Here is a 21,385-nt window from a genome sequence, read left to right on the forward strand (position 1 = left end):
AATAATTAAATCTAAGAATTATGCAAAAAGTAATAAAACTTAACAACATCAAAATAGGAAATGATTTACCGTTTATTCTAATTGCAGGACCATGTCAGATTGAAGGACAAGATCATGCTTTATTTATGGCGGAAAAACTTATTAAATTAACTAGCAAGCTTGATATTCCGTTTATTTATAAATCTTCATTTGATAAAGCTAATAGAACTTCTATAAATGGGGTTAGAGGGCTTGGTATTAAGAAAGGTTTGGAAGTTTTATCAAAAGTAAAAGCTGAATTTGATTGTCCTATTGTTACTGATGTCCATTCAGAAAGCCAATGTACTGAAACAGCGGAAGTAGCAGATATTTTACAAATTCCGGCATTTTTATGCAGACAAACTGACTTACTTCAAGCTGCAGCGAAAACTGGTAAAATAGTAAAAGTAAAAAAGGGACAGTTTTTAGCTCCTTGGGATATGAAAAATGTACAAGTAAAACTAGAAGCTTTTGGAGCAGAAAATATATTATTTACAGAGCGTGGGGTATGTTTTGGCTATAATAATTTGGTGTCTGATATGCGTAGTATTGCAATAATGGCAGAGCTAAATGTACCTGTAGTTTTTGATGCAACACATTCTGTTCAGCAACCTGGAGGATTAGGAAGTAGTACCGGAGGGAAAAGAAAATATGTAGAGTTACTTGCAAAGGCAGCAACGGCTGTAGGTATTGCCGGTATATATATGGAAGTACATCAAGATCCGGATAACGCTCCAAGCGATGGTCCATGTATGATTAAGTTGAATAATCTAGAGTCTATTCTTATCAAACTAAAAAAGTATGATAAAATTACAAAAGAAAAATAACCTTAATTTTACCTTTCAAAATATATTATTAAATATCCCCTACTAGTTCAATTTTAAAATAAGAGTGATAACTTTTTTAAGCAGTAATATTTATTCAACTTACAGATTAAAAATATTTAAATTTGTATTGATATTATAAAGATATAATTATTATGTGTTATTTGAATAGTGTCATTAGTAGTATGTTTGGTAGCACACAACAGGAACAAGTTTAAAAAAATATAAATGATTTTTTGACAGAAAATTTTTAATAATCTTTTTAAAACAAGGAAAAATCAAACCTTAACTGTTGCTCAATAATGCAGTGCTTTAGAAAAATTATGTAATATTAAGAATATATTAACTCCAAACAAAAACAAGTGCTGCATAGCTGATTATAAATATGAAGATATTATAGATTTGCTTTCTAATAATACCCATTCTAACTTTAATGAAAAATTAGTAACCCCAAATAATGAGTTTATGCAATTTATTACTATAGTCACTTTGGATTTTAGTCATGACACCTTTATAACAAAAGATCTACAATATATAACAAATTATTTAAATATAACAAGACTACCAGTATTTAGATAACTGCAGTATAAATGATGAGCAGCTACTAATGATCAAAAAGAATTAATCAAACAGAATGATACATAGCAGTAAGCACAAGAAGAATCTTTAGTGCAGCAACAGGAAATACACCGTCTGTTAATCAAACTTTTGTAAAAGCAACAGAAAATATAGGCTAAATTCTCAAACTTTATATCCACATTCCATGCTTTGCATTGGAAAACCGGAGTACTGGTATAGTGAATATGAAAATCAAAATGAATTCTCTATAGTTCAGCATGTTGATTTAACAAAACCTGAATTACAAAAGATACGCTGAAGGTGAGAGTGAATGGGGATTTGATTAAAGATAATAAAACTGTACTTATGCCTATAAAATACAGGACATGCATATTGGATAAGTATTAATACAAATATACTTATAATAATCCTTTATGCACACTGTTAAATAATTAGTCCTGTCTTTATTACCAAGGTTTGTCCTGATGCAACAATAATAAGGAAGAAGTAGAAGTCCTTCTTTCTTATGGTGATAATAATGAAGTGGATGGGATTGGTAGTATCTTTCAACCTAATTATCTAGATTATACTATAAGTTTTTTATAGGTTTCACTGGATTCACACTTTTGCTGGAATAACATTATGTTACAATGTTTACTCATAATATTCGTATCTATACTGCAAAAGAATTGCCGCAACCGCATTTTGTCTTAGCTTGTGGATTGCTAACATTGAAATATGAGCTACTAAGTTCTTCTATAAAATCTAAAGTACAATCCAACATAAATTTTTGAGAAATAGAATCAATAATAATTGTAGCATTATGTTTAGTAATGACATAATCATCCTGTTCTATAGTGTTTTTTGAGACTAATTCATAATTATACATTAGACCTGAGCAACCACCGCTATCAACAGAAACTCGCAATGCTAAATTCTTATCTTTTTCTAGCCCTATTAGCTCACAGACTCGCTGAAAGGCTCTATCCGTAATTGTTATCATCACTTAAAATTACCTTGTAAAAGTCTTATAAATTATATAGTATATTTTGATATTTTTCAAGATTGCGTTGTTGCATAATGCTTGATGTCATTGACGCCTTTGCTGGAATGACATAGAACGCTTTTCAAAATAAAGGATAATGATGCTAGCTTCATATGCTTCCAATCCTCTTAAAAGTAGGGGAAGATTATATAAAGAGATTCCGACTTCATATAGAAATGAATTTGAACGTGATCGTGATCGCATCATTCATACTAATGCATTTAGGCGTTTACAGTATAAAACTCAGGTTTTTATTAATCATGAAGGAGATCATTATAGAAATAGATTAACTCATTCTCTAGAGGTTTCAACTGTTGCACGTTCGGTTGCTAATACTTTAAATTTATCAAGTGACTTAGCTGAAACAATAGCACTTGCTCACGATCTTGGTCATACGCCTTTTGGTCATGTGGGAGAGAGAGCTTTAAACGCTTGTATGAGCGAGTATAATGGCTTTTCCCATAATGCTCAATCTTTAAAGATACTAACACTACTTGAAAAAAGATATGTGGCTTATAACGGAGTGAATTTAACATGGGAAGTTTTAGAAGGAATTGTAAAACATAACGGGCCTATAACTGGTGAGATAAATGAATATATAGCAGAGTATAATAAGCAAAATGATTTAGAGCTTGATACATATGCATCTGCAGAAGCACAAATAGCAGCACTTGCCGATGACATTAGTTATATTTCGCATGATTTGGAAGATAGTATCAATGCTAAAATTATTGATTTTAATAGTCTTGCTGAATTTAAATATATTGATCAGCATGTTTTTGAACTCAAGTCAAAATTTAAAAATATTAGCTCGTCATGTCTTATTTATGAGATAGTACGTAAGCTAATGCATGAATTGATAACCGATGTATTATGGAAAACAAAAGAAAATTTAAATAAAGAAAAAATTACTGATATAGATGAGATACGTAATTTGAATTATCAGCTAGTGGATTTTACGGAAAAAACTAATGAACGTATTAAGGAAATTAAAAAGTTTCTACATGAGCGAGTTTATAAAAGTAATAAAATTATGTCTATCAGCCTTAAATGTACTAAAATCATACAAGGTTTGTTTAAAGTTTATATGGATGATATTAATTTATTACCGGTTAATTGGAAAATGCTAATAGACTCTAATGAAATATATAGTAAAGCTAGAGTTATTGCCGATTATATAGCAGGTATGACAGATCGCTTTGCTATTCAGGAATATAATCAGCTTTGTTAGACTTTCTGCATAACTTGCTTTTAAGGGTATATTTTTGTAAGCCGATTCAGTGCTCAAGTCCTCATGTGCTAAGTATATGCTGCGGTTCGCAGCGAAGTGTCTCCTATATAAATTCTTCCTTATTAGATAGATTATGCAGGGAGTTTATTCTATACATTTTAATGAAATCTAAAATTATGAATATATTTAATCAGTTGAAACAAGACATAATTGCAGCAAGCCAGCAATTATATAATGATCAGGAAATAGCGAATATTGCTACTATTGAAATGTCGAAAGATAATTTTAACGGTGATTTATCAAGTAATATTGCAATGATCATTGCTGCTAAAGAAAACGTTCCTTCCCGTACGGTGGCCCTGAAGTTTAAAGAAATACTTATAACATTACCTTATATTGCGAGTATAGAAATAGCAGGACCGGGATTTATTAATTTTACTATAAAAGCTGAAAGTTGGCAGGTAGCAATAAAAAATATTCTACAGCATGAAGAAAAGTTTTTTGAAATTGATGTAGATCAGAACAAAAATATTAATATCGAGTATGTTTCGGCCAATCCCACTGGTCCAATGCATATAGGTCATGCTAGAGGAGCAGTATACGGTGATGTGTTAGCAAGAATTTTGCAAAAGGTAGGTTACAATGTTACAAAAGAATATTATGTTAATGATGCAGGATCACAAATAAATGATTTAGCTAGTACAGTATTATTACGTTATAGAGAAGCTTTAGGCGAAAAAATTACTATCCCTGTCGGTTTGTATCCAGGAGAATATTTAATTCCGGTTGGGCAAGTTTTAGTGAAAGAATACGGTAATAAATTATTAGCGATGGATGAAGCGGAAAGGTTTAAAATAGTTAAAAATTTTGCTGTAAAAAAGATGCTTGATTTAAATAGAAAAGATTTAGAAGAGCTAGGTATTAAACATGATCTATTTTTCTCTGAACAGTCATTACATGATAAAGGTGCAATAGAGGCAATAGTTAAATTACTTACTAATATGGGGCTAATTTATGAAGGTACACTACCTGCTCCTAAAGGTAAAATTTATGAAAAATGGGATAACAGAGTTCAAAAATTATTTAAATCTACCAATTATGGTGATAGTCAAGATCGTCCTATAGAAAAAGCTGATGGAAGTTGGTCGTATTTTGCTTCCGATCTTGCATATGCTAAGGATAAAATAGATAGAGGAGCTAACCACTTAATTTATATACTTGGCGCTGATCATAGCGGATATGTTAAAAGAATTGAGGCAATAGTTAAAGCTCTAGGTAAAGAGCAGGTTAAAGTAGATGTTAAAATCTGTCAATTGGTCAATTTTGTTGAAAACGGTGTGCCGGTTAAAATGTCAAAACGTCTTGGAAGCTTTGCTAGTGTACAAGATGTAAATCATGAGGTGGGGAAAGATATAATAAGGTTTATGATGTTGACTAGACAAAATGATAAGCCGCTTGATTTTGATTTAGTAAAAGTAAAAGAACAATCACGAGAAAATCCTATCTTTTATGTACAATATGCACATGTGAGAACAATATCAATTTTATCAAAAGCCATGGAACTAATGCCGGAATCTTATAGTGCTTTTGAAGCCGGTATATATGATTTATCATTATTATCATCAGAAGAAGAAATTGAGATCATAAAACTTTTATCTGCATGGACAAAAACATTAGAAGCATCTACAAAATATTTTGAACCGCATCGTATAGCATTTTATTTAATAAATTTAGCTTCAAAATTTCATTCTATATGGAATTTTGGTAAAGAAAATAGTGACTATAGATTTGTAATTGGAAACAATAAAGAATTAACTACCGCTCGTCTTGCTCTTGCTAAAGCTATACAAAAAGTTATAGCTAGTGGTCTTGAAGTGATAGGTATAGAACCAATGAAAAAAATGTAATTATTATAAAACGTTAGTACTAAACTTGCTATTGTCATTCCCGCTTTTGCGGGAATGACGGCCAGAGTATTTTATTTATGATCAATAGTATTGTTGTTAAAATATGTCTAAGGTGTTTAATATGTATATCTGCTATCTATTTTGCTTATCAATATTATCAGAATAGTAAGCCGGTAATTACTATTTATCCTGATGAGCTGCTCACCAAAATAAAACCGTCTATAATAGAAAATCACCAAATAGCAGCAGTACATAGTACGATATATGAAAATCTTATTGCTAAAGATACAAATATTAAAACTGTAAAATTACTTCCTGATCCTGAGAAACCAATAAATATAGATTCTCGCAACCAAATTCAAAGCGATGAATCTTTTGATAAAATATCTAGCCTTATTACAGTAATAGAGCCAAGTAATAACTCCAAAAATGAAACAAATTTAAATATAATAAAGCTTGAAAAAGGAAGTAAAGATAAGGCTAGTAATGCTAAAAATTGTAAAAATAATGAAAGTTATAAAGTACAACTTGGTTCGGTAAAATCTGAAGCAGAAGCAATAAAGGAAGGGGAAAGAATAAAACAGAAATTCCCGAAAATTCTTAAAAATGTTGTTATCACAACCAAAAAAGTTAAATATGACGATGGCAAATTTTTCTATTTAATCTTAGCTGGTGATTATGATAGTTTTAGTCAAGCTAAAGCGGTTTGTAAGAAATTAGCTTATAACAAGCAGAGTTGTGTGTTAAAATGATGTTTTATTGTCATATCGTGGGTTTGACCACGGTATCTAGAAGTACAACTTAAAAATATTAATAATTTTAGTATTTTTAGCTGGATCATGAGCTCAAGTCGTGGGATGACAACAAAAAATCGAGCTATACAATAAAGTTTTCGCTAGAATGAAATAGTAAAAACAAATACTAAACATTTTATGAAAGAAGCTAAAATAGAAAATATTGATTTTGGTAATGCATTATCGGAGCGTTATCTTGCTTATGCATTATCAACAATTATGTCACGCTCGCTTCCTGACGTACGTGATGGACTTAAGCCTGTACATCGTAGGCTATTATACGCAATGCTACAGTTAAGGCTTGAGCCGAATTCCGGCTATAAGAAATGTGCAAGAGTAGTTGGTGACGTGATCGGTAAATATCACCCACACGGTGATGGTGCAGTATATGATACTTTAGTGCGTCTTGCTCAGCATTTTTCATTACGTTATCCTTTAATTGACGGACAGGGCAACTTCGGTTCTATAGACGGTGATAATGCAGCAGCTATGCGTTATACCGAATCACGTATGACTGAAATATGTATGTTATTAATGGATGATATTGATAAAGATACGGTAGATTTTCGCCCTACTTATGATGATTCCGATTTAGAACCGGTAATAATGCCGGCAAGTTTTCCGAACTTGCTAGCTAATGGTTCTGAAGGGATAGCAGTCGGTATGGCAACCAATATACCGCCGCATAATTTATATGAGTTATGTGATGCTCTAATACATTTAATCGACCATCCAAAAGCTGAAATTAGTGATATAATGCACTTTATTAAAGGGCCTGATTTTCCAACTGGTGGCATAATTATTGATAAAGCTGAAGTTATTAATACTGCATATAGTACGGGACGTGGTAGTCTTAGAGTGAGAAGCAGATGGGTAAAAGAGGAGTTAAGTTACGGTACATATCAGATAGTTGTAACCGAAATACCTTATCAAGTGCAGAAATCAAAACTCATAGAACAAATAGCAATATTACTAAAGGATAAAAAAATCCCGCTTGTTAGTAATATTAGAGATGAATCAACCGATGTTATCAGGTTGGTTATAGAGCCAAGAGATCGTAGTTGTGATCCGCAGATAGTGATGGAATCTCTATTCAAGCTAACGAATTTGGAAAGCAGAATTCAACTAAATATGAATGTAATAGGAAGTAATAACATACCGAGAGTAATGAATGTTTTAGAGATTTTACAAGAGTTTCTAGATCATAGACAAAATATTGTTACTCGCAGGTCAACTTATCTTTTAAATAAAATCAAACATCGTTTAGAAATTCTAGAAGGGCTTAGAATAACTTATCTAAATCTTGATGAAATCATTAAAATTATTCGTGAAGAAGATGAGTCGAAAGTGATAATGATGGAGCGGTTTAAGCTAACTGAAATACAGGTAGAGGCAATATTAAATACCCGTCTTCGTTCGCTTCACAGGCTTGAAGAGCAGGAAATTATTAATGAATATAGTAGTTTACAAAAACAGCAAGTCATATTAGACGAGATTTTAAATAATCCTAAAGAATTATGGACAGTAGTGAAAAAAGAAATAAAGACAGTACAGACAAAATTTGGATTAAATACAGTAATAGGAGCAAGGCGGACCTACTTTGAAGAAGTAACGCTTACAAATCAAGTAGTTGATATAACGGCTTTCATTACTAAAGAACCAATTACTATTATCTGCTCAAAAATGGGGTGGGTACGTTCATTAAAAGGCCATAATACTGATTTATCAAATATAAAATATAAAGAAGGTGACGCAGAAAAATTTATTTTAGAAGCTTATACGACTGATAAAATATTAATAGTTAGTTCGGAAGGGAAGTTTTTTACATTGCTTGCTGATAATATTTCTAAAGGTAAAGGAACGGGTGAATCTATAAAGTTACTTGTGGATATAGGGAATAATGATATTATTAATATTTTAGTCTATAAACCTGATCAGCTTTTATTACTTGCAAGTAGCATAGGTAAGGGATTTTTAGTTAATTCAAATGACGTGATGGCTCAAACAAAAGCAGGCAAGCAAATTATGAACATACCAAACGGACATATATGCATTACTTGCTTGCCTGCAAATGGAGATAGTGTTGCTTGCATTGGTGAGAACCGAAAATTGCTTGTGTTTAATATAGATGAAATACCTGAAATGAAAAAAGGACAAGGCGTCATGTTACAAAAATTTAAAAATGCAAAGCTTCTAGATATTAAAATATTTAATAAAGAAGATGGCTTAGGCTGGAATAATAATGGCAAAGTAAAGCTCGAGAAAAATATTATTGCCTTTTTAGGGAAAAGAGGTGGTACAGGTAAATTACCACCTATGGGTTTCCCTAAAAATAATAGGTTTTCATTATAATTGTAATAAAGATTGAGTATATATAAGAAACCAACCATATTTTATATGGTTTTATACAAGCGAATTATTTACAAATTTGCTCATACCAGTCTGTATATTAAAAGTTTTTGTAAGCTTTTAATTTCATCTTTTAGTTCAAATTAATAGATGTTAATCTACACGCCTATAACATCAACTTAATCATCCTGATGACCTTCCTTTGGCGAAAAATCTTCATGATATTTATTATTACTGAAAAAGTTATAAACACTAGTTAAGAACTTTTACTACCCTTGAAAGATTGAATTAGTCTTCTCTAATTGTATCTATCAAAGGTTTCCGATGGCGGGTAGCGCTGTGCTGGTATATTTTATTGCATCAAAATTGCTTATAACGTGGTGGTGGTTGGGCTTGAAATTTTTTTATCCTCATTAAATGAGGGATTGCTGTAATATATTTATCTATAATATTACTTATTTTCATAATGTTTTTAAATACATTTAATATAGGAAAAAATTTTTTCATTGTTCTCTCTGATTCTTGCTTTTTTATGTTTTGAGTGATATCTATCTTATAAACTTGTTGAATATTTAACTATGTGATCAGTTGAAAAATTATATGTAATAATAATTTAAAGTGGCTATATATCTTGTAACTGATTTTAATATATTTACACAAGAATATCCTGAGCTTGTAAGTTGAGCATGATTCATAGTGTTACTTCTGCTTTAAAATATAAAAATCACATATTACATGATTACCAAAATACACATGATTTTATTTAATCAAAGCAGTAATTCTTAGTCATTTGATACAAGCGAATTTCTCAGGATTTGCTGATACACACCTAATTTATTCTGTATAGTCTCAATTTTAAATTCATCTTGCTGTAGCTTTTTGGAATATGCTGTTTTAGTAATAGCTAAGCATAATTTGATAAGAAATTAGAAATCTACAGGCTAATAGAATAATTGAGAAGTTTAACAGAAGAGTAAAAATACTATTATAACGACAAACTATAATAAAAACTTATTGATAGTGCGATTAGAAAAGTTGAGTAATCAAGGCATTAGCTTACTCTAAGCCTTGGTTTCAATAGTGATAGAATTTATTATATCCTCATGAATAGCATAACGAATTTGTTAGTAATTTTGTTAACTCTTAAAGCTAATGCTATAAAAAGATATCAATTTGTAAGCAATTAAAACTTAAGTTTTGTGCCTATAAGAGCAACAGTACCTCGTGTTGTCTTACTAGGTGCTTCAGGGCAATATACAGGCTTACCTTTAGCTTGGAAATGAGAAATTTCAGCATATGGTAATAAACCAGGCATGATATTATATTCAGTAGCTAAGCTTACAGTATCAAAGGTGTTTTTATATTTTGAAGTTTTAAGATATTCAAGGCTTGTTTTTATAGGTCCTTGTCTATAAGCAACTGCTCCATTGTAATAATAGGTATCACGACTGACTTTATGATATTCCTTAGCAGTTAAGCTTTTACCTAAACTACCGTAAGAAGCCCCACAAGAGAAATTACCGTAAGTAAATACTAAGCCAAGATTATATGCTTTTAAATTAGAAAGCTTATAAGTATTTAGTGCTCCTACTACTTTAGTGTCGTCCATTTTAGCATGAATAAGACGACGAACAGGTCTGCCATACTCTCCGGTAACAGATAATTTCAAGTCTGCATCTTCACTAATTTCATGTTCATAAGTTAAGCCGGCAGAAAAAGCATCTCTAACATTTTGATTGATAGTCATAGTTTCATTATTTCCTAATTTCACTGTCTTTATTCCAGTTTTAGAAACACTCATCCCATTTCTTCCTGAGCTTTCAAGTGCTAAATTATTTATATCTCTATTACCGCCTGTATTAGCAGTATCGGGAGTATAAGAGATACCGGCTTGGAAGCCTTGCATTTTAGGTGTAAAAAAGTTTATTCTTCTAGCTCTTTCAGATTTATCATTGATTTGATCAAAAGAGTTCGAGTATGATTCAAGATAAAAGCTAGAATTAGTATCAAAATCTGGTTTTAAGCCTTTATACCTCATATACTGACCGTCAAGTAGGGCATATCTAGAACATCCTCCGGTTCCTGCAGTTACTTGAGAGCCGGTAATACGCAATTTAGCACTTGCGTCGGCAGGAGAACCGAGTTCTACTTTACCGTAACTAGTTTCAATGAAGATATGTGATCCATTATAACTTGTTGAGGTTTTTGCTCTTGTGGTAGGCTGAAGCACTATTTTAGCACCTGCTACTACATCATTGATTATTTTAGTAATAGTTGCTGCAAACGCTGCTTCCGTATAAAACCCTAGCTTTTTCCTATTATCGGTCAAATTTTTATCAAATAAAATTAAATGATCCTGTTTAAGATAACCACTTTCAAATAAATAAAATCCTTCTAATTTTATTTCAGTATCAGAATGAGAAATAACAGGTATTGGATTTACTGCAGCAACACCAGCCGATGCAAAACAAATAATACTTGTAGCTAATAATAAACTTTTCATTTTATAAAGCCTCCATAAACCTTAAATATAAATCTAACTATGCTACATAATACTTTATTATAATTGACAATAAAAAACTAGTTTAATTTTTAATAGTTTAATTTTTAAATAAGATAATGTTGTATTATTATCACTATCATTATTCAAGTAGTTTTAGGCCTAGAGTTTAAAAGAAAAATTTTGTATTGTAAATAATTATAAGTTATAATTATTAGTTTATTAATTAAGTTAAGTTTTGATTATGGCTATTATGTCAGATAAGTGGATAAAAGAAGCTGTTATAAATCAAAGTATGATTAAGCCATTTGTGGAAAATCAGGTAAGAGTTCTTAATAAAGAAAAGATTATTTCTTATGGCTTATCTTCTTACGGCTATGATGCTAGAGTATCTAATGAATTTAAAATATTTACTAATATTAATTCTACTACGGTTGATCCAAAAAATTTCAGTAAATATAATTTAGTTGATAGAGAAGTAGATGTGTGTATTATTCCACCTAATAGTTTTGCACTTGGCAGAACTATAGAATATTTTAAAATACCGCGTGATGTATTAGTTATTTGTGTCGGCAAGTCCACTTATGCAAGGTGCGGTATAATAGTAAATGTGACTCCGTTAGAGCCAGAGTGGGAAGGACATGTAACTTTAGAGTTTTCTAATACTACTCCATTACCTGCTAAAGTATATGCAAATGAAGGAGCTTGTCAATTTTTATTTTTAAGAAGTGATCAAATTTGTGATACTTCATATGCTGATCGACAAGGGAAATATATGAAACAAGTAGGTGTCACTTTACCGTTAACATAACTGTTTTATGTAAAAATTTTATTAGTTCTTAACTTTAAAAAACAATACTAATTTAAGTAAGTAATTAATAAATATTTAATGTTTAAAAAGGATTTTTATGAGCACAATAAATACCAATACAAATGAGGCAATGCCTCATATTTCCGTTAATGCACAATATATAAAAGATTTATCTCTTGAGAACCCTTCCGCCCCATCTTCTCTTGCAGCTTTGGATCAACGCCCTCAAATTGATTTATCTTTAGATATAAATATTACTAATTTATCGGAAGAAAATTTCTATGAAGTAGAGTTAAATATTGAAGCAATTGCAAGAAATGCAAAATATAAATTATTTCAGATAGAATTAAAATATGCTGGAGTATTTAATTTAATTAATATTGATTCTAAACAACATCCGATTTTATTATCCGTTCATTGTCCGGCAATGATATTTCCATTTGCTAGAAAAATTATAGCTAGTTGTACTCAAGATGCAGGATTCCAGCCTTTAATGATTGATCCTATAGATTTTGGTGCCTTATATCATAAGAAAATGTCAGCGCATCAAAACTAAGAAAATCATTTAATTATTTAATAAACTTCATTTTAAACACCATGGTTTTTAAATCTATAGAGATGTAGTAAAAATTTTATCAATATGATTAAATATTCTTTACTTATATTATTAATGAATGTATAAAGCGCTAGATAAGAAATTATAAATTAATTAATAATAATTAATTGTAGTTAAATTTATAGTACAATACAAAAATTGAATTTTATGGAGAAAAACAATGAGAGTTTTGTTAATTGAAGACAAGCCAGAAATGGCTAACTTAATTGAGCTAGCTTTAGCTTCAGAGGGTATAGTTTGTGATAAAGCTTCAGTTGGTGTAGAAGATTTAAGGCTTGCTAAAGTCAGTGGTTATGATCTAGTGATTTTAGATCTTATGTTACCTGATATTAATAGTTTTGAGATCTTACTAAGATTGCGTGCTGCAAAAATCAAAACCCCAATCTTAATTCTATCAAGTTTAACAGATACAGATCAAAAAATTACTGGTTTCTCTTTTGGAGCCGATGATTATCTAACCAAGCCGTTTGTAAGAGAGGAATTAATTGCTAGAATTAAAGCTATAGTGAGACGTTCTAAGGGGCATGCAACATCAGTATTTAGATTTGATAAGGTTAGTGTAAACCTAGATACTAGAAGTGTAGAAGTGGACGGCAAAAAAGTACATTTAACTAACAAAGAATATGCTGTTTTAGAGCTATTAATACTTCGAAGAGGAGCTATTTTAACTAAAGAAATGTTCTTAAATCACTTATATAGTAGTGTTGACGAACCGGCAATGAAAATTATTGATGTATTTATTTGTAAGCTTCGTAAAAAGTTAAGTGATGCTGCTGGTGGTAGAGATTATATCGATACAGTATGGGGACGCGGTTATATGCTAAAAGAATATGATGAATTACAACAAAAAGAAATTTTAGCACAAGGAGCATAATTAATGCCGTTATCTGCTTCTTTACTTGGTAAAAAAAGTACTTATAAAGATAGTTACGATGCAACTTTATTATTTAAAATTCCACGTATAAATAATCGAAACAAACTTGGAATAAATAGTAATAATCTTCCGTTTTATGGTGTAGATATTTGGAATACATATGAATTATCTTGTCTTAATAAGAACGGTAAGCCGTGGGTTGGAGTGGGCACTTTTTATATACCAACGGATTCTGAAAATATAGTTGAATCAAAATCATTTAAATTATATCTTAATTCTTTTAATAACTTTGTTGTTGAATCAATAGAAGAATTAGAACGAATTATCTTGCAGGACCTAAGTAATGTTACACATGCTAAAGTAACAGGAAAGATATTTCCTATAAATACAAAAATAGAATTTGGTATTCCAAGCGGTAAAAATATCGATTATTTAGATATAGAATGTAATAATTATGGTCCACCCGATAATAGTTTAATTGAGTATGAAGATGTTTTGGTAGAAGAGGAGATTAATTCTAATTTACTAAAATCAAATTGCTTAGTAACCGGTCAGCCGGATTGGGGTACAATCGTTATAAAATATCAAGGAAAAAAGTTAAAACATGATGCTTTCCTAAAATATCTAATATCTTTTAGAAATTGTAATGAATTTGCGGAGCAGTGTGCCGAACGTATTTTTACAGATATTAAAAACACTATAAATCCTGATTTTCTTTCTATTTATATAGTATATACGCGACGTGGAGGGGTTGATATTTGTCCATATCGTTCTCTAGATCAAAATTATAATTTACCTAGCGATACACGACTTATTAGACAGTAATTTACTTTTTAAATCCATAAAAAAATTCTCCTTGTGCGGAAGGCTTGTACGTGGATAACAAGTCATTATTGTGAGCATTGGTTGGTCTTGTTGCATGGATCGAAAAATGTGTTCGGTGCCATACTTTGGTTTGACTACACGATTCAGAAATACTACTTACAATACTAATAATTTTATTATTTTGAACTGGATCCCGCAATCACCACGTGTGCAGTATAGATGATAATCAGAAAATGATCCACGCAAGCAAGTACTTCGCAGAATAGAAGTGAGTATAATTTTTATGATTCTTTTGTAGGATGTATAGGTTTTAATATTTCTACTATTTTATTTAGGTCTATTTGACTACAGATTCCCAGTAATACAGGGTCACGAGGACGAATAGAATTCATATTCCAATGGCTACGCGTTCTAATAGCATCGATAGTAGTTTTAGTAGTACCTATTAGTTTAATTATTTGATGGTCTTGGATATTTGGATAATTAGACAATAACCAGTATATAGCATCTGGTTTATCTTGACGTCTTGCTATAGGGGTGTATTTAGCACGTTGTTTTTTCTGATTTTTCATCAACTCATTAGCTGGACTACATGAAATTTGCAAGCTAGTATTAGGATCTTTACTGCAACGCTCAATTTCCTCTAAAGTTAATTGACCGTTTGCAATTGGACTTAACCCTTTTATAGATTGTGCTACTTCACCGTCAGCCATACCTTTTATTTCAAATTCATGAATGCCGCAAAAATCGGCAATTTGTTTAAAAGTTAAAGCAGTATTTTCAATTAACCACATAGCCGTGGCTTTTGGCAGAACCGGTAATGTTTTTTGCAAATTCATGATAATTGTTTTTTGGCTTAATTTAAAAAGTTATAACAAATAGAGTTATTTAAGTCAATCTTCATTTAAAACGATTAATATTATTCTAACTAAAAGCAGGAATCTGGTAACATATAATGTTATCACGCGAGCTTGTAATATTTGTTACATGGATACCTTGCGAGTCACTGTAATATGGTAATCCAGAAAAAGTAATATAAAGAATACTATAAATTAGCATTTTTAACTGGATTGCTGCATCAATTACTTTGTAATTTTCTTTACAATGATGAAAAAATCGGTTTATGCAACAAAGAGCTGAGCTTGTAGCAGGGTCCATCCAGGTCTTTTTATTTTTTTTATGGATATCGTGGAGAGGCACAGTATGACAAAGAAAAGATCTGAATTCCTGCTTCTATGGGAAGATATATTACATTCTAATCTTCATTTAAAAATTTAATGATTTCCTCAGCTACTTTCTTAGCATCTCCATAATAAGTATTATCATGATACAATAGTTCATTTTCTATGCCTGCATATCCTGATGTCATAGAGCGTTTAATAAACAAAATAGTATGAGCTTTTTCAACATCAAGTACTGGCATACCGTAAATTGGACTATTCGGATCATTTTTAGCAGCGTGATTAGTTACGTCATTTGCCCCAATTGCAAGTACTACGTCAGTGGTAGTGAAATCTCTATTAATGTCTTCAAGCTCAAGTACTGTGTCATAATCTATATTAGTTTCTGCAAGTAAAACATTCATATGCCCGGGCATTCTACCGGCTACCGGATGTACGGCAAAACGTACATTAATATTTGAATGCTCTAATATATCAACCATCTCTTTTATAATATGTTGAGATTGGGTTACTGCCATAACCCAGGACAATTATCACCGATAATGCATTAAGTAGTAGAATATGAATTTATATCAATAATACTCCAATTAACAGTGATAAAAAGACTATTATAAATAAAAATATATCCTCTGAACGAATAAAATAATCTTATCAAAAGAACTAATATTATTGCTGTTAATAAGCTTACATATTGCTGATTGTAGAATTTTAACGTGTTACTTTTCATTAAACCTTGTAATTTTAGAAAAGCTATTATCGAACCACTAAAAGTTAAATGCGCTTATGGAAATGCCGAGTGATATCTTCTATTAATGAATTAATTGATACGCTGCCTGCTGTTCCTATAGAAAAATTTTCAGGAGTAAGTAACGTAGTGTAAGCTACAAATACTGCAGCAAGACCGACAAAAGAGTGAAAACCTGTTACTAATTGAGGGATTGCCGTCATAGAAATTTTAAGTGCAGTAATTCCTCCAATTATACTGCCCAATAATATAGTGATTATAATGGGTAATTTATGAGTAAAACCAGGTAGGAAAAAAAGTAACACTGACTGCTATTGTCATCCCCAAAGTTCATATAGTACTACCTAACCGTGCTTTTTCTGTGAGGATAAGAACTTGAGGGATAAAATAAAACAAATAGCAGAAGCTAAATATAGTAATTGGATAATCTGCAAAGACATAGGTGAATTACTTAATTTTTAGATTCCTGCATATGCGGGAATGATATGAGAACCATGCAGGTATGAGAATAACAGCAAAAATTAACTATTATTAAAAAGTAAATCCTATACCTATAGAAACTATTAAAGGATCAAGCTTAACTTTAGAGGCCACGGTTTTATTACCTACTAAATTCGGTTTGTATTTAAGTTTGGGATTTAAGTAAAATTGTTTTATGTCTAGATTGATTAAAGTATCATCTTTAGCGTAAAGATCTACACCTATTTGTCCTACGGCACCATGTCCGTTTCTAATTTTAAGACCGGTAGCTTGTGTAAGCATATAAGAACCGTGATAACCCAGACCTATATATGGTCTTATCCCACCGTAAGGAGCTATATGAAACTGTGTTATAATCGTTGCAGGAATCATATAAATTGGTTTGTTTTTTCCTAGTTTAGCGTCAAAACCATAATTATGAGCAACCTTTGTAAGAGATATATTCTTGGTACGTAGAACATTAAAGCCAAGTGATAACTCAGTCGCTAAATAATTGTTAAAGAATATGGTAGTCGATGCATCAGCACCATAACCGTTTTCTACAATTTTTCCTATTGAACCCGGTTGAGTAGACGTAGGAGGAGGTAGTCCATTTTGCTTAGCACTTGAAAAAACACCGCCTAGACGCACCTTGAAAACTAAACTTCCTTCATTTTCATAATATGGTGTATCATATACCAGCATAGAGTCTATATCATAGCTTTTAGCAAAACTATTAATGCTTATGCTGGATACAAACAAAATTACCCCTAATTTTTTCACTATTCTTAACATATAAGTATAACCTTTACTTGTTTAAAATTGATTACCATATTATTATATAAAATTTTGTTTATACATTTATACACATTGGCATAAATGATAGAATTCTTTTATGCCAAAAGTCAAGACATTTAAATAAATTTATAGGAATAATCGGAGTATATTAATGAATAATGCATTAAAAACATATTTAACCGGTATAGGTTGGTTTTTACTTAGTTTAGTCAGTAGTAGTGCCAATGATGTAATGTCTAAATATCTTGGGACTCGTTTACATAGTTTTGAAGTAGCTTTTTTCCGTTTCTTTTTCAGTAGTATAGTTTTACTACCTTTTGTTGCTTACTACGGTAAAAATACCTTAAAGACAAGTCGTCCTTTTGTACATATATTAAGAGGATTATTATTATTTTTCGGTATGACTGCATGGACTTACGGTCTTACTATTGCTCCTGTTACTACCGCAACCGTCATAAGTTTTGCTATCCCTTTATTTACTTTAATACTTGCCGTATTTTTTCTTAGCGAAAATATTATTTGGCAAAGATGGGTGGTTACCATAGTAGGATTTATAGGGCTTGTTATTACGCTTAAACCGCATGCAGAGGATTTTAATCCCGAAATTTTGTATTTTGTATTAGCGGCTATTTCATTTGCTATGCTTGATATTATTAATAAAAAATTTGTAATAAAAGAATCAATGATTAGTATGTTATTTTATTCTGCAATAGTTACTGCTGTAGTATCGCTACCTGTAGCATCTCAGTATTGGCTAACTCCAAGTAGTTTTGAATTAGTTTTATTGTTTGTACTTGGTAGTAGTGGAAGTGTAATATTATTCTTCCTGCTTAAAGCCTTTTCTATGATAGATGCTACCGCTACTGCTCCTTATAGATATTTAGAACTTGTAATTTCAGCAATAGCAGCATATTTAATATTTAATGAATTTCCTGATAAAAACACACTCAATGGAGCAGTAATAATAATTCCGGCCACCTTATTTATAATATACTCTGAAAAAAAAAACATGAGCAGATAACATGAATCGCAGTAAACTAGTATTTTCAAGTGGTATCGCCAATACTTTTGAATGGTATGATTATGTATTATTTGGTTATTTTGCACCTATAATCGGAGCGAAATTTTTCCCTAATGATGACGCTAATACTTCTTTACTACAAGCTTTTTTAGTTTTTGCTATAGGCTATTTAGCAAGACTGCTTGGAGGAATATTTTTTGGTATTATAGGTGATAGATTTGGGCGAAAAGTAGCCCTAACTAGTGCATTATTTTGTATGTCTGCTCCAACCGTATTAATTGGAATATTACCGACCTATCATACTATCGGCATTACTGCTACCGTATTAATGATTATTGTTAGAATTTTGCAAGGATTCTCGATTGGAGGAGCTTTGACAGGTTCTATTTCATTTGTTATTGAGCATACTAGCAAATACCGAGGCTTTACCGGTAGTATTTTAATGTCTAGTATATGCTCCGGTTTACTGCTCGGTGCTTTTGTTTCTTATATAGTCAAGAATATCCTAACAGCTTCGCAATTTGATAATTTTGGCTGGAGAATACCTTTTTTACTTGGTTTCTTTATTCTTTGTGCAGCATTTTATATTAAAAAACATACCTACGAAACACCGAATTTTAAACATCTAATAGAGCAGAAAAAGATTTTACAATCACCGTTAAAAAAAGTTATTACCAATCATTGGTTTGATATATTAATCTCAATTTTTATCAATGCTCCAGGTTCAATAATATTCTACCTCACTACAATTTACTTAGTATCATTCCTAAAAATCAGCCGTAATTTCACTGGAGATGAGGTAAATAGTCTCGCCAGTGTATGTTATGTGATAATGATAGCTGTAACTTTATTAAGCGGTTATCTATCAGATATTATAGGTCGCAGGATAATTTTTGTAATTAATCTTGTAGTAATTATTGTAATGACACCATTTTTACTTAATAATTTTGAGAACGGCGACTTTACAAACGTAATTATCTCACAATTTATATTGGCAGTACTTGCTGCTAGCTATATTGGTCCTGAGCCAGCATTGCAAGCAGAATTTTATCCTACAAATATACGTAATACCGCTCTCTCTATTTCATATAACACTGCTACAAGTATTTTTGGTGGTACTACGCCCCTTGTCTTTGAATACTTAGTACAAAAAACAGGTCATGTAACCTCGGCAGTTTATTACACTATATTAAGCTGCATTGTTGCATTGATCGCCTTATCTTTTTACAAAAATAGAAGTTTAGATAAGAATATTAAAAGCTAACATGATGTAATAATATAACAAATTAAAAATTCTTCTTGATTTGATAGCAAATATGTGGCACAAAGAGTTTGAAATAAAGTTTAGGCTACTATAGCTCAGGGGTAGAGCACTTCATTGGTAATGAAGAGGTCGGGGGTTCAATTCCCCCTAGTAGCACCACTGGTAATATTTAAAGCTTTATAAGTTTTGATCTTTTCTTGAAAAAATACGCTGATTTTAGTCTAGTTTCTATCAGATAATATTTTATAGTATTACGTTTATTTTAAAAGCTAAGTTGCAAATAATATAAAACTAATGTATAAATCTTATTTATAAGTACGTTAATAATTATTTATAATGATAGACATATTTCTTTTTGTACATATTATTATTGCAATATTGTTAATTATAGTTATTCTGATGCAGCGTAGCGGATCAGATGGAATTAGTAGTATAAGCGGTGGTAATAATATGGGAGTGGTCAGTGCTAAAACAGTTGGTAATTTTCTTACTAAAAGCACTATAATACTTACTATATTATTTTTAATAAATGCAATAGTACTTGCCAACCTTTCAGCAAAAAAGAAATCTGATTTAGTTTCTAAGATTAATCAAATTGAAGAAAATCAAGCCGAAAATAGTTTACCTATAGCTAAATAAGTTACAGCTTTACAGTTGCTTATTATATTAATATAATTCTATCTTTGTAGTACATTGTTGTTAGTTTGATGTGTAGCAGCAATTGATGTCATACTAGTGAAAAAGGTATCCAGTAAAATAAACTTGTTTTTATACGTTTATTTTATCAAATATTTTTATATTAATATAAGGTTATTGGTTCTAGATTCCTGCCTACGTGATAATGACCTCAAAGCATTAGAGCTAACTGAAGCAATTCTTTTTAGGAAAAACCTATAATGTAATGTTAAAAATGTCTGTAGAATTTATTAATATAAAAGAAAGCTTTATATCATTTTGTGTACGTTTCTTACGGTACTTATTAATTATATGTTTGCCTTAATCTTTTTAATTTTTATATTCTTAAACGCAGGGCAATTTTTTACCTGTTAACTTTTTTCTGGCTTAATAGCTAAGTTTTACTGTAAAGCTTGCTATTAGTTTTACTATAATAGTAGTTTAATAATTAAGTCTTATGGATAAATTGAAGCTACTAATTGGTCTAATGTTGATAACATAATTTTTTATAAAGTTTTTGGTTCATATCATATATCTTTTTAGCATCAACTTTTGCCTGCTATATAGCTCAACTTGTTTATATTAATATCTATTTATAGATAAAAAACAATTTCAGTACAGCAATTTCTTCTTAATACGAATAGTGAATTATTACATAATCCGCTATTCTAGTAATAATAATATTTAGACATCTTTCTAAACTTTGCTTCTAGGTAATTTATACGTCGATACAGTACTTGAATCCTCACTTATGTCTATAATAAGCTCTTGTTCAAGGTAAAGGGCCTCATTTCAATTTCTTTCTATAAGTTGGTTTGGAAAGATGTCTATTGAATATAAAAGGCGAAAGACGACCTCTACCTTTTATATAAAAATATATATTATTTTGA

General features: G+C 30.8%; 17 protein-coding genes, 1 tRNA gene and 1 pseudogene. 13 read left to right on the top strand and 6 right to left on the bottom strand.

The features are described 5' to 3' along the window. The first annotated feature begins 20 nt into the window (after positions 1-20). Positions 21-845 carry a 3-deoxy-8-phosphooctulonate synthase gene (gene kdsA, locus AAGW17_RS01850; protein WP_347939236.1) on the top strand — a complete coding sequence of 275 codons (825 nt, stop codon included), beginning with the start codon at positions 21-23 and terminating at the stop codon, positions 843-845. Positions 846-2,073: 1,228 nt separating this feature from the next. On the opposite strand, the gene AAGW17_RS01855 is transcribed toward kdsA, so the two are convergent. Next, positions 2,074-2,406: an iron-sulfur cluster assembly accessory protein gene (locus AAGW17_RS01855; protein ID WP_347939237.1), complete on the bottom strand. Its 333-nt coding sequence runs from the start codon at positions 2,404-2,406 to the stop codon at positions 2,074-2,076. 139 nt (positions 2,407-2,545) lie between these two features. Between AAGW17_RS01855 and AAGW17_RS01860 the strand changes: the two genes are divergently transcribed. The 4 genes from AAGW17_RS01860 to parC all read left to right on the top strand — a co-directional run bounded on the left by AAGW17_RS01860 (position 2,546) and on the right by parC (position 8,729). Next, a complete protein-coding gene (locus AAGW17_RS01860) occupies positions 2,546-3,676 on the top strand; it encodes a deoxyguanosinetriphosphate triphosphohydrolase (protein WP_347939386.1) in 1,131 nt (376 codons plus the stop codon). A 176-nt stretch (positions 3,677-3,852) separates the two neighbouring features. After that, positions 3,853-5,583, top strand: coding sequence for an arginine--tRNA ligase (argS, locus tag AAGW17_RS01865; RefSeq protein WP_347939238.1), 1,731 nt, complete (start codon positions 3,853-3,855; stop codon positions 5,581-5,583). A 77-nt stretch (positions 5,584-5,660) separates the two neighbouring features. Further along, positions 5,661-6,335, top strand: a complete 675-nt coding sequence (locus AAGW17_RS01870) for an SPOR domain-containing protein (protein WP_347939240.1) — start codon at positions 5,661-5,663, stop codon at positions 6,333-6,335. Positions 6,336-6,515: 180 nt separating this feature from the next. Further along, complete coding sequence (parC, locus tag AAGW17_RS01875) at positions 6,516-8,729, top strand: DNA topoisomerase IV subunit A (RefSeq protein WP_347939241.1); 2,214 nt, start codon at positions 6,516-6,518, stop codon at positions 8,727-8,729. A 357-nt stretch (positions 8,730-9,086) separates the two neighbouring features. On the opposite strand, the gene AAGW17_RS01880 is transcribed toward parC, so the two are convergent. Together AAGW17_RS01880 and AAGW17_RS01885 are read right to left on the bottom strand one after the other, a co-directional pair. Then, positions 9,087-9,233: a hypothetical protein gene (locus tag AAGW17_RS01880; protein WP_347939242.1), complete on the bottom strand. Its 147-nt coding sequence runs from the start codon at positions 9,231-9,233 to the stop codon at positions 9,087-9,089. A 676-nt stretch (positions 9,234-9,909) separates the two neighbouring features. Continuing rightward, positions 9,910-11,229, bottom strand: a complete 1,320-nt coding sequence (locus AAGW17_RS01885; protein ID WP_347939243.1) for a porin — start codon at positions 11,227-11,229, stop codon at positions 9,910-9,912. A 241-nt stretch (positions 11,230-11,470) separates the two neighbouring features. Here AAGW17_RS01885 and dcd point away from each other — a divergent pair, with 241 nt between their 5' ends. The 4 genes from dcd to queF all read left to right on the top strand — a co-directional run bounded on the left by dcd (position 11,471) and on the right by queF (position 14,352). Continuing rightward, positions 11,471-12,037, top strand: a complete 567-nt coding sequence (gene dcd, locus AAGW17_RS01890) for a dCTP deaminase (RefSeq protein ID WP_347939245.1) — start codon at positions 11,471-11,473, stop codon at positions 12,035-12,037. Positions 12,038-12,134: 97 nt separating this feature from the next. Next, positions 12,135-12,593, top strand: coding sequence for a protein-export chaperone SecB (gene secB, locus AAGW17_RS01895; RefSeq protein ID WP_347939246.1), 459 nt, complete (start codon positions 12,135-12,137; stop codon positions 12,591-12,593). A gap of 220 nt (positions 12,594-12,813) precedes the next feature. Continuing rightward, the gene (gene ctrA / locus AAGW17_RS01900) at positions 12,814-13,527 is read left to right on the top strand and encodes a response regulator transcription factor CtrA (protein WP_347939247.1); all 714 of its coding nucleotides are present in this window, start codon (positions 12,814-12,816) and stop codon (positions 13,525-13,527) included. A 3-nt stretch (positions 13,528-13,530) separates the two neighbouring features. Continuing rightward, complete coding sequence (queF, locus tag AAGW17_RS01905) at positions 13,531-14,352, top strand: NADPH-dependent 7-cyano-7-deazaguanine reductase QueF (RefSeq protein ID WP_347939248.1); 822 nt, start codon at positions 13,531-13,533, stop codon at positions 14,350-14,352. 281 nt (positions 14,353-14,633) lie between these two features. Here queF and AAGW17_RS01910 read toward each other — a convergent pair whose 3' ends face one another. The 3 genes and pseudogenes from AAGW17_RS01910 to AAGW17_RS01920 form a co-directional block, all read right to left on the bottom strand. After that, positions 14,634-15,191, bottom strand: coding sequence for a cell cycle transcriptional regulator TrcR (locus tag AAGW17_RS01910; RefSeq protein ID WP_347939249.1), 558 nt, complete (start codon positions 15,189-15,191; stop codon positions 14,634-14,636). A gap of 416 nt (positions 15,192-15,607) precedes the next feature. Next, positions 15,608-16,718, bottom strand: a pseudogene (locus AAGW17_RS01915) (NAD(P)(+) transhydrogenase (Re/Si-specific) subunit beta). Between the two features lie 91 nt (positions 16,719-16,809). Further along, positions 16,810-17,532: an OmpW family outer membrane protein gene (locus tag AAGW17_RS01920; RefSeq protein ID WP_347939250.1), complete on the bottom strand. Its 723-nt coding sequence runs from the start codon at positions 17,530-17,532 to the stop codon at positions 16,810-16,812. Positions 17,533-17,686: 154 nt separating this feature from the next. Between AAGW17_RS01920 and AAGW17_RS01925 the strand changes: the two genes are divergently transcribed. The 4 genes from AAGW17_RS01925 (at position 17,687) to secG (ending at position 20,459) form a co-directional block, all read left to right on the top strand. Then, complete coding sequence (locus AAGW17_RS01925; protein WP_347939251.1) at positions 17,687-18,556, top strand: DMT family transporter; 870 nt, start codon at positions 17,687-17,689, stop codon at positions 18,554-18,556. A 1-nt stretch (position 18,557) separates the two neighbouring features. Next, positions 18,558-19,820 carry an MFS transporter gene (locus AAGW17_RS01930; RefSeq protein ID WP_347939252.1) on the top strand — a complete coding sequence of 421 codons (1,263 nt, stop codon included), beginning with the start codon at positions 18,558-18,560 and terminating at the stop codon, positions 19,818-19,820. Positions 19,821-19,904: 84 nt separating this feature from the next. Further along, positions 19,905-19,979, top strand: a tRNA-Thr gene (locus AAGW17_RS01935). Positions 19,980-20,156: 177 nt separating this feature from the next. Further along, a complete protein-coding gene (gene secG, locus AAGW17_RS01940; protein WP_347939253.1) occupies positions 20,157-20,459 on the top strand; it encodes a preprotein translocase subunit SecG in 303 nt (100 codons plus the stop codon). The last annotated feature ends 926 nt before the right edge of the window (positions 20,460-21,385 follow it).

It is taken from the genome of Rickettsia sp. Oklahoma-10, from assembly GCF_039954865.1.
Classification (GTDB): Bacteria; Pseudomonadota; Alphaproteobacteria; order Rickettsiales; family Rickettsiaceae; genus Rickettsia; species Rickettsia oklahomensis.